We start from the raw sequence: 8149 nt of genomic DNA, 5'->3' as shown, positions 1-8149 counted from the left end.
GTAAATCCACATGCAAATCACTAAGAATTTCTTCTCAAAAACAGTCTTATCAATTGCATTAATAAGTATATCAAACTTAACTTTTGCTAATAGCAGCACTTCGGAACAAGACAGTAATATTACAAATGGTATGAGAGTCTTATTACAGGAGTCTGGTGGCTTAAGATATAGCCCCCAAGAATTGTATCCAGAATATTATTCAATGGAAAATGCAAATGGGGGAGATAATATTATTTTGACTGCAAGAAAGAGATCAGACGGATCTCACGATGATCATCTTAAAGAACATGGCGGACAAATTTATCAAGTAACAAGACTTGAAAATGCATGGATGGTTGATGAAGACGGTAAGGGCAACCTAGGAACAAAGCTTGAAACTTTGATTGGAACAGATGAAAATCGTCTATTTATTGAAGCCAATTCGGAAAAGTCAGAAAGTAATGATCCAAAATATGCTGTATCAGCACTTTATAGCCGTAACGTAGCCCCATTTTGGGATATACAAGCTGGTGTAAGATATAGCGAAGATAAAAATAGCAGCAACAGTGATCGAGTTGATGGTGTTATTGGTGTATTAGGATTAGCTCCTTATTTCTTTGAAACACAAGCTTATTTATACGGTGGCGAGAATAACTTTTGGGGAGCAAGTTTTGAAATCGAACGTGATTTCTTGTTAACCCAGAAATTGATTACTCAACCTTATCTAGAAATGGATGCTATATTCAACGATGACTCTGATTATGCTGCAAAATCAGGTTTATCAGAACTTAAAACTGGTATCAAAACCCGATATGAGATTACTAAGCGAATTAAACCTTTCATTGATGTTGCTTACCAATATGAAAAAGGACAGAAAGCCACTTCTATGCAAGAGGCAACAGAGTCTGAAAAGGGATGGAAATATGGTGCAGGTATCGAATTAGTTTTTTAAGGTGATATGACTTAGTATCATGAATGATAGCTTTGGCTATCATTCATAAAATTATTGCTATTTAATTTCGAATCTGTAAAACTAAAAAAGCTTAAATTTTGGTCTTATCTCTATGCAGTGGTTAAAAACATGCCTATCGCTGTTTTTATCGTTTGCTATCCTTTTAGTAGGATCGGCTGCTGCTGCTTCGTCTGTACATAAGCGGTGTTTAATGCCATCTGAACAGATGAAATCCATGCAAATGGAAGCATCTCAAAACCAGGATATGATGCATACCGACTGTATGAAAGTTGAAGCAAAGGTCAAAAAAACGCTACATGATCCTTCCTGTATGTCTGAGCAAGATTGCATTATGTCTTTTGCCAAAATTGCGTACGCCAGTGATCCTCAAAGCATTTTGCACTCAACGGTATTCTCACCCGTAGAGCGATCAGTCTTTTATTTTCCAGATCAAAATCTTCCTGCTCCATACCCTTCAGGTTTATGGAAGCCCCCACGCTCTAACTAATTTGATAATTCTTCGTCATTCATAGAGTTTTCTATGGATGTTCTACACGTGCGCGTGTATATCATTTTAGAGCTAAAAATATGAACTTTTATAAAGAAAAGCTATCCCCGGGGGGGAGATGGCAGATAGCTACGATCTGTTTCTCTTTGATCTATGGTCAAGCTTATGCCGAGCCACTGACATTGGATACAGCTTTGAAGCTTGCTGAGCAATATGCACCTACCCTAAGAGCAAATAGTGCTCAGATTGAGGGAGCTGAGAATATGGTTTCAGCTTCAGGTATTTTACCCAACCCTAAACTATTTGTGGGCTTAGATAATTACCCTATATCTGGTGATGCTGCATGGTCAATCACACAGGAAGGTATGACTATGCAGAAAATTGGTGTTATGCAAGATTTTCCAAACCGCGCCAAAAGACAAGCCGAGGTCGAGTTAGCAAAAGCTGAATTGGGTTCAGTCACTGCTCAAACTGAGATTCTACGTATTGAGTTACGTCAAAAAGTTGCATCTGCTTGGTTTAAACGTTTTTATCTTGAGCGTAAATTGGCGCTATACGATGAACTGTTTTCAGAGAATCGATTACTTTCTCAGATGACCCAAACACAGGTCACCTCTGGTCGAACTATGGTTGCTGATGCACTTGATCCAAGACTTGAAAGTAATGTTCTACTCGATCAAAAAGATGATTTACTTCGAGATTTAAAAAAGGCCAAGTTAGAACTACATCGACTGGTAAGTGCAGAACCAACTGAAAACATCTCTCAAATTGAAACCTTATCTACCCAAGCACCAATAATCTCTCTTGATACATCAAAGTTGTATCATCACTTGCACCAACATCCTGAGTTAAAAGCTTATCAGGCTGAAAAGAAAACGGCTGAAGCAAAACTTAGGCAAGCTCAAGCTTTGCAAAAACCAGATTGGGGCATTGAGTTTGCTTATCAGCATCGAGCACCTGAGTTTGGCGATATGATCGGTGTGCAACTGACAACTGAACTCCCTGTTTTTTCAAAAAAACGGAGTGGTCCACTCATTCAAGCAGCTTTAGCTGAACAAAACCGGATTACTGCCGATCAAGAGGTTAAGTATCGTGAATATCTCACCTTGTTAGATGAAGGGTTATCTGATCTTGACGCTCTTGACCAACAAATTAATCGCACGATGCAAAAGAGTATTCCTCTTGCCAAACAAAAAGTGAATTTACAGTTAGCAACTTATCAAGCGGGGAAAACTAATTTGACCAATATCATTGCTGCCCGACAAGCTCTTCTAGAACAACGATTGCGTCTCATTGATCTTCAACAACAACAGGCTGTGACTAAAGCCCAACTTTATTTTGCCTTTGAAGAACCAACCTTAAACTATGTTGAGGAGCAGCCATAATGTTAAAAAATAAATTGGCAGTGACTGTCATAGGAGTTGCCACAATTAGTTTGGTTGCAGGTGGTGGTGCTGGATATTGGATAGCACATCAGAAAGACAATCCTCAATCGACATCGGCAAGTCAACAACAGGATGCCAAAGTGTTGTATTGGTACGACCCAATGAAGCCTGAACAGCATTTTGATAAGCCAGGTAAGTCTCCATTTATGGACATGCAACTGGTACCTAAATATGCAGATGAAAATGCAGCGATGACCGATGAAAGTCGTCCTACAGTCAAAATAGATCCATCTATTCAACAAAATTTAGCCATCCGTTACGGCACTGTTGAACAGGCTGTAATTGGAAATGCCATGTTTACTAATGGCATATTACAAGCAAATGAACGGCAAACAGCTATTTTACAAACTAGAGCAAGTGGCTTTGTTCAGCGAGTGTATGGGCATGCTGTAGGAGATATGGTAAGGCAAGGGAGTCCTATTGCTGATATTTCAATACCCGAATGGACTGGAGAGCAAACTGAATTTTTAGCTGTGCTCCGTACTGGAGATCGTTCCCTTATTCAAGCAAGCCGTCAACGTTTGCAGCTTTTAGGAATACCACAAAATGTGATTCATCAAGTTGAGCGAACTCGTCGAGTGCAATCTAATATAACTTTGCAAGCTCCCATTAGTGGATTTATTGATTCACTAGAAGTCCGCAATGGAATGGCTTTAGCTATGGGGCAAACGCTGGCCATCATTAAAGGGATTAACCCAATCTGGTTAGAAGCAGCAATACCTGAAACACAAATTGCTGGAATCAAACGAGGAAGTAAAGTCGAAGTTACTTTTACAGCATACCCTCAAATAGTCTCGGGTAAAGTAATTGATATCTTACCTACCTTAGATACTACTAGCAGAACCATAAAAGTTCGTATTGAATTACCTAATAAAGAGGCACAGCTCAAACCGGGGATGTTTGCCTCTGTCAAACTATCTAGCAATCCTCAAAGCAGTTTAATAGTTCCAGAGCAGGCTGTTATCCGTACAGGCACCCGTAATATTGTCATTGTGGCTCATGAGCAAGGACGTTTTGAACCTGTTGTTGTTCAGTTAGGGCAAAGTGATGGAAATAAGATTGCAATTTTAGAAGGTTTGAAAGTAGGTCAAAACGTTGTAATTTCAGGACAATTCTTGATTGACTCTGAAGCAAATTTACAGGGCGTACTTGATAAGCTGAATACTGGAAAATCTATTACCCCCTCTCAAGCAGTTAAGACATCAAAATATCAAGGCATTGGAAAAGTTGAAAAAGTCACAGCTCAGGAAGTTACTATTTCACATCAGGCTATTCCTGAGTTGGGTTGGGGTGCTATGACCATGAGCTTTAAACAGCCAGTACAGCCATTTACTCAGATTCAGCAAGGTGACCAGGTCAACTTTAGTTTTACAAAAGTTGGAGATGCTTATGTCATTTCTGACATTTCAAAGATGTCTATGACATCTATAAAGAACTAACGGGAGAACTATTATGATCGCCCGTATTATTCGTTTTTCAATTTTGAATCGAGTATTTGTATTACTAGCTGCTTTAGTTCTGGCTATCTGGGGGACTTGGGCTGTTAAAAATACTCCTGTTGATGCTTTACCAGATTTATCTGACGTACAAGTCATTGTACGAACTAATTTTCCCGGTCAGGCACCACAGATTGTTGAAAATCAGGTGACTTATCCTTTAACAACCACCATGTTATCAGTGCCTGGAGTTAAAGATGTTCGGGGGTATTCTTTTTTTGGTGATTCGTTTGTCTATGTCATTTTTGACGAACATACAGACCTCTACTGGGCACGGTCACGTGTTTTGGAATACTTGAATCAGATACAAGGAAATATGCCTGCGGATGCGAAATCATCATTAGGGCCAGATGCTACAGGGGTTGGCTGGATTTATGAATATGCATTAGTTGATCCAACAGGACAGCATGATCTTTCTCAGTTGAGAAGCGTACAAGACTGGTTTTTAAAGTATGAGTTGAAGACATTACCCAATGTGGCTGAAGTTGCCACGATTGGGGGAATGGTGAAGCAATATCAGGTTGTTTTAAACCCAAGCAAAATGGCGTCATTAGGTATTACTCAAGATAATGTCATTGAAGCGATTCAAAAAGCTAATCAAGAAACGGGTGGTTCAGTCTTGGAAATGGCTGAAACCGAATATATGGTACGAGCCACTGGTTATTTAAAAACATTAGATGATTTTCGCCAGATCCCACTACGGACAAATCGTTTTGGTGTTCCAGTTACTTTGGGTGATATTGCAACGATACAGCTTGGACCAGAAATGCGTCGTGGTATCAGTGAACTGAATGGACAAGGTGAAACTGTTGGTGGCGTTGTGATTTTACGAGCAGGTAAAAATGCACGTGAAACTATTGCTGCTGTTAAAGTAAAGCTCGCGGAATTACAACAGAGCCTACCAAAAGGTGTGCAGGTGGTTCCCGTATATGATCGTAGTCAATTGATCGATCGGGCTATAGAGAATCTCAGCCATAAATTGATTGAAGAGTTCATTGTCGTGGCATTAGTCTGTGGACTTTTCCTCTGGCATTTACGTTCAGCAATGGTGGCTATTGTTTCTCTACCACTTGGGATTTTATCGGCTTTCCTGGTCATGTATTATCAGGGGTTAAATGCCAATATTATGTCTCTGGGTGGTATTGCCATTGCGATTGGGGCCATGGTCGATGCTGCGGTGGTAATGGTAGAAAATGCACACAAACATATAGAAGCTTGGCAGCATGAGCATCCTGATCAAATCTTAGCACCACAAGAACGTTGGGATATTATTGCTCGGTCAGCCAGTGAGGTTGGTCCAGCTTTATTTTTCTGTCTACTCATCATTACCTTATCCTTCATTCCTATTTTCACCTTGCAGGCACAAGAGGGACGCTTGTTCTCACCATTGGCATTTACCAAAACTTATGCCATGGCAGCGGCAGCTGGTTTATCCATTACGTTAATTCCAGTATTGATGGGGTATTGGATCCGCGGGAAATTACCGTCTGAACAACGTAATCCACTAAATCGTTTTCTCATCAAAATATACGGTCCTATGTTGGATAAAGTTTTAGCTTATCCAAAGACGACATTACTGGTTGCATTGCTTATTTTTCTAGTGAGCCTTTACCCTCTGACCCGTTTAGGTGGAGAATTTTTACCTAAAATGGATGAAGGCGATTTACTATATATGCCGTCGGCTTTACCGGGATTGTCCGCAGCCAAAGCTTCTGAACTGCTACAGCAAACAGATAGGATGATTAAAACCATTCCGGAAGTTGCAACGGTATTTGGTAAGGCTGGACGAGCTGAGTCAGCTACAGACCCAGCGCCTTTGGAGATGTTTGAAACAACAATTCAATTTAAGCCTCGATCTGAGTGGCGTGCTGGGATGACACCTGAAAAATTGGTGAAAGAACTTGATAAGGCAGTTCAGGTGCCGGGTTTAACGAATATTTGGGTACCGCCTATTCGTAACAGGATTGATATGTTGGCGACTGGGGTTAAAAGTCCCATCGGAATTAAAATTTCAGCAAACAATTTACAAGATATTGATCGGGTCGCACAACAAGTTGAACAAGCAGCTAAAACGGTATCTGGTGTTAGCTCAGCTTTAGCTGAACGGCTCACGGGTGGCAGGTATATTGATGTTGATATCAATCGTATGCAAGCTGCACGATATGGTCTTAATATTGATGATGTACAGCAAATTGTGTCATCAGCGATAGGTGGAAAAAATATTGGTGAAACTGTTGAGGGATTAGCAAGATATCCTATTAATGTACGTTATCCACGAGAGATTCGAGACTCACTGGAAGCTTTGAGAAATTTACCTGTTGTTACCGAGTCAGGTCAGCAAATTATCTTAAGTAGCGTTGCCAATATCCAGATTACAGATGGCCCTCCAATGCTGAAGAGCGAAAATTCCCGCCCTAGTGGTTGGGTCTATATTGATGTGCAAGGACGTGACTTAGCTTCAGTTGTACAAGATTTGAAACAAACCATTGATTCGCAAGTCAAACTTTCTCCTGCTATGAGCATCAGCTATTCAGGCCAGTTTGAGTTTATGGAACGTGCAAATGCTCGACTAAAAGTAATAATTCCAATTACTTTGATGATCATTTTTCTATTGCTCTACCTGATCTTTAGACAAGTACAAGATGCTGCTCTGATTATGTTGACTCTACCTTTTGCCTTAATTGGTGGTATTTGGGCCATATACTTGAGTGGCTATAACTTTTCAGTGGCAATTGCTGTTGGTTTTATTGCACTTGCCGGTGTTGCCACAGAGTTTGGAGTGGTCATGCTATTTTATTTAAAACAAGCGATAGATCATACCCAACAACATTTACCTTCTTCAGCAGCGTCTTTAACGGTGCAACAACTCAATGATGCAATCCGAACAGGAGCTGTACTACGCGTTCGTCCTAAAGCCATGACGGTTGCCGTCATTTTGGCAGGCTTAATTCCTATACTTTTAGGGACTGGGACAGGTTCCGAATTGATGAGCCGTATTGCTTTACCTATGGTTGGGGGCATGATTTCAGCTCCTCTACTGTCAATGTTTGTTATCCCAGCTGCATATCAGCTTTTAATCAAAAGAAAACTATCAACACATTGATCGTTTTATTATTTCGTCTAAAGAGGTTTTATTATGTTGAAATTTATGAAAATTATTGCTCTTGTTACCACCATTGCTGCATTAAGCGCATGTAGTAAAAATGAAGCATCAGAGCAGAAGAAAGCAGACGCACCTATGGAGCAGATGAATAAGGAGTCTTCTACCGCTACAACGGCTCAAGCCGTTGGCGTGATTACTGCTATTGATACGAAAGAAAATATTTTAACACTCGACCATGAAGCAATTCCTGCACTTAAATGGCCTGCAATGATGATGGGCTTAAAAGTTGCTGACCCATCCTTATTAAATGGTTTAACTGTAGGGGATAAAGTTGAATTTGAATTAAAAGCAGAAGGAGAAAATTATATAATCATCGCTGTAAAGCCTAATAATTCATAATGTACTAGTATATGGTGCCAATAGTGTTATATCCTTTAGACGCTATTGGCATTTTTATAGAAGTTAAATAAGATCGCTTTAAAAATTCCAGTTTATATAGTTCAATTCTTGAATTTTATTTTATCAATTCCACTGTAAGGCAAGAAAGCATTTGAACCGTACCGGGTTTGTCGGAGACTTTTTTATTTAAGTTAGGCCACCTGACCTAACGGGTTAATCTTATCATAGTACATTGCTTCAAACTCAAAAGGCGATACATAATAACCC

Annotated in this window: 6 protein-coding genes and 1 pseudogene; 6 read left to right on the top strand and 1 reads right to left on the bottom strand. The window is 40.0% G+C overall.

The window, feature by feature from the left end; all coding sequences use genetic code 11:
• Positions 1-10: 10 nt before the first annotated feature.
• The 6 genes from EXE10_RS19565 (at position 11) to EXE10_RS19540 (ending at position 7882) form a co-directional block, all read left to right on the top strand.
• The gene (locus EXE10_RS19565; RefSeq protein ID WP_130114471.1) at positions 11-931 is read left to right on the top strand and encodes a copper resistance protein B; all 921 of its coding nucleotides are present in this window, start codon (positions 11-13) and stop codon (positions 929-931) included.
• Between the two features lie 112 nt (positions 932-1043).
• Positions 1044-1439 (top strand): hypothetical protein, encoded by a 396-nt coding sequence (locus tag EXE10_RS19560; protein WP_002071399.1) that lies wholly within the window; start codon positions 1044-1046, stop codon positions 1437-1439.
• An 80-nt stretch (positions 1440-1519) separates the two neighbouring features.
• Positions 1520-2824, top strand: a complete 1305-nt coding sequence (locus EXE10_RS19555) for a TolC family protein (RefSeq protein WP_130114470.1) — start codon at positions 1520-1522, stop codon at positions 2822-2824.
• The gene (locus tag EXE10_RS19550) at positions 2824-4323 is read left to right on the top strand and encodes an efflux RND transporter periplasmic adaptor subunit (RefSeq protein ID WP_130114469.1); all 1500 of its coding nucleotides are present in this window, start codon (positions 2824-2826) and stop codon (positions 4321-4323) included. The genes EXE10_RS19555 and EXE10_RS19550 overlap by 1 nt, the downstream gene beginning before the upstream one ends.
• Before the next feature lie 13 nt (positions 4324-4336).
• Positions 4337-7483 (top strand): efflux RND transporter permease subunit, encoded by a 3147-nt coding sequence (locus tag EXE10_RS19545; RefSeq protein WP_130114468.1) that lies wholly within the window; start codon positions 4337-4339, stop codon positions 7481-7483.
• A gap of 33 nt (positions 7484-7516) precedes the next feature.
• On the top strand, positions 7517-7882 hold the full coding sequence (locus EXE10_RS19540; RefSeq protein ID WP_130114467.1) for a copper-binding protein: 366 nt from the start codon (positions 7517-7519) through the stop codon (positions 7880-7882).
• Between the two features lie 191 nt (positions 7883-8073).
• Here EXE10_RS19540 and EXE10_RS19535 read toward each other — a convergent pair.
• Positions 8074-8149: pseudogene (locus tag EXE10_RS19535) on the bottom strand (type II toxin-antitoxin system HipA family toxin); the annotation flags it as partial.

It is taken from the genome of Acinetobacter sp. WCHAc060033 (assembly GCF_004209125.1).
Taxonomy (GTDB): domain Bacteria; phylum Pseudomonadota; class Gammaproteobacteria; order Pseudomonadales; family Moraxellaceae; genus Acinetobacter; species Acinetobacter wuhouensis.
Note: the sequence above shows the minus strand (reverse complement) of the source record. Positions and strands in the feature narration are given on the sequence as shown.